We start from the raw sequence: 2,438 nt of genomic DNA, 5'->3' as shown, positions 1-2,438 counted from the left end.
TGCTTTGAACTCCACCGTTTTGCCATCCCTGGCCCTGGATTCCGGCAATCCCTGCCGGAATGACGAGGGAGGGGTTGACAGACTTCAGCATTTAGAATTTATCCACTACCCATTATCCTACGCCTGCTGGGTTACGGCGCGTTTGACCTTGCTGGCACACGCCAACATCGTAACACGCGCCTAACCCAGCCTACTCTACTTGGTTGGTAGCCGACGGCTGGTAGCAGGTAGCAGCTGGCATGTGCCGAGGATAACCCACTGTAGTATCCTGCAACCTAAAAACCAACGACCTACCGCAACCCGCCTCTGGAATGCACTGGTGAAGGAACTCAAGAACGATACCTTGCTGCGCGCCCTGCTGCGCCGGCACGTGGATTACACGCCGGTGTGGATCATGCGTCAGGCGGGGCGTTATCTACCCGAGTATCGGGCCACGCGCGCCCGTGCCGGCAGCTTTTTGGCGCTGTGCCGAAACCCGGAGCTGGCCTGCGAGGTGACCCTGCAGCCCCTGGAGCGGTTTCCCTTGGACGCGGCCATCCTGTTCTCCGACATCCTGACGATCCCAGATGCCATGGGGCTCGGGCTCTATTTCAGCGAGGGGGAGGGTCCCGGTTTCGAGCGCCCGGTTCGTGACGCCGCCGAGGTGCAACGCTTGGCGGTCCCCGACATGGAGGACGCGCTGGGCTATGTGATGGATGCGGTGGGTATGATTCGGCGTGAGTTGGATGGCCGGGTACCCCTGATCGGCTTCTCGGGCAGCCCTTGGACCCTAGCGGTCTATATGGTGGAGGGTGGTGGCACCAAGGGTTTTGCTCGCTCCAAGGCCATGCTGTTCGATCGTCCCGAGCTGATGCACGTCTTGCTGACTAAGCTCTCCGAGGCGGTTACCGCCTATCTCAATGCCCAGGTGGCGCGCGGCGCCCAGGCCCTGATGATCTTCGACACCTGGGGGGGGGTGCTGACCCCGCGTGCTTATCGGGAATTCTCGCTCGCTTACATGACCCGCATCATCGCCGGGCTCACCCGCGAGGCGGAGGGACGGCGGGTCCCGATCATCCTCTTTACCAAGGGTGGCGGCCACTGGCTGGACCGGATGGCGGAAAGCGGCTGCGACGCCCTCGGGGTGGACTGGACCCTGGATCTGGCCGACGCTCGGCAACTGGTAGGGGAGCGGGTGGCCCTGCAGGGCAATCTGGACCCCAGTATCCTCTATGCCTCACCGGGACGTATCCGGGGAGAAGTCGGGCGGGTGCTCGCGAGCTACGGCCAGGGCCTCGGGCATGTCTTTAACCTCGGCCACGGAATCCACCCGGACGTAGATCCCGACCAGGTCGCCGTCATGGTGGATGCGGTCCATACGCTCAGCCCCCGGTTTCATGGGGCTGCTATCCGCGACTTGCGGACTAATCCCGGCAAATCCCCTTCTTGATCGGTGGATTACGCGAATTTCACGGATTATCCTGGTGCGGCTCGCTGTGTTGCCACACCATCGATGCGGTTCGCCGCGGGCGTCCCTGCCCGCCGGCTCACCACATCCTACATTCCCGGTGCGGCCGTAGGTGCGGCGAGCGCGGCGAACCGTATCGATTAGTCTGAAATGTCGATGTTTCGCTGTCTTCTGGTATCCATGTCCGTGCTCGCAAGCCCGACCTTTGGCGCTACCGCCACCGAGGTCTTCCATCGGGGGGCCGGGTTCGATGTCTACCGGTTGGATAGCGGGGAAGAGCAGCGACTGGAGTTTTTCTGGAAACGCAAGGACGGTACGCCTTACGGCAGCATCCACGCCCTGCGCCGTGCCTTGGCGACCGAGGGTCGAAAGTTGATTTTCGCGGTCAACGGCGGGATCTATTCGGAGCAGTTCACGCCACTCGGTTTGTATATCGAGAACGGAAAACGCTACTACCAGCTCACGCGAGGCGGGGGTGGGGGGAATTTCTTTCTGCTGCCCAACGGCGTCTTCTACATCACTGAGAAGGGGGCACGCGTCGTCGAGACTAAGGATTACCAACCCCAAGACCGGGTTATCAACGCCATCCAGTCAGGGCCTATGTTGGTAATCAACGGACGCCTGCATCCCCGTTTCATCGAGGGCTACCACAGCAAGTACATTCGCAATGGGGTGGGTATCGACCGGGAAGGTCGTGTGATCTTCGCCATCTCCGACGAGCCGGTGAATTTCCACGCTTTCGGCACCCTGTTCAAGGACCGGCTCCAGTGCCCCAATGCACTTTATTTGGACGGAAACATCTCCGCGATGTATGCGCCCGAACTCCACCGTTACGGCGGCTGGCTATGGCGCCGGTTCGTGACCATGATCGGGATAACCTCCGAGGCATCCGATGCGGTGGAGCCTTAGAGGCTGTCTAAAAACTAACCCATTGATTTTCATCTGGCATTGATTTTCGGCTGGCTCCCCAGGCTCCAGCGTGGGAGCAGAC

General features: G+C 61.1%; 2 protein-coding genes. Both read left to right on the top strand.

Translation table 11 applies throughout. The annotated features are described in order from the left end of the window. Positions 1–319 precede the first annotated feature (319 nt). Positions 320–1,429 (top strand): uroporphyrinogen decarboxylase, encoded by a 1,110-nt coding sequence (hemE, locus tag BQ17_RS03760; RefSeq protein WP_089724421.1) that lies wholly within the window; start codon positions 320–322, stop codon positions 1,427–1,429. Positions 1,430–1,597: 168 nt separating this feature from the next. Further along, a complete protein-coding gene (locus BQ17_RS03755) occupies positions 1,598–2,356 on the top strand; it encodes a phosphodiester glycosidase family protein (RefSeq protein WP_089724418.1) in 759 nt (252 codons plus the stop codon). Positions 2,357–2,438 lie beyond the last annotated feature (82 nt).

Origin of the sequence: Candidatus Thiosymbion oneisti (genome assembly GCF_900092655.1) — a bacterium.
In the GTDB taxonomy this organism is placed as follows: Bacteria; Pseudomonadota; Gammaproteobacteria; order Chromatiales; family Chromatiaceae; genus Thiosymbion; species Thiosymbion oneisti.
Note: the sequence above shows the minus strand (reverse complement) of the source record. Positions and strands in the feature narration are given on the sequence as shown.

What these genes read in the sequence shown, in the direction of transcription:
- BQ17_RS03755 (WP_089724418.1), top strand. Translation starts at nt 1,598, where the DNA reads ATGTCGATGTTTCGCTGTCTTCTGGTATCCATGTCCGTGCTCGCAAGC.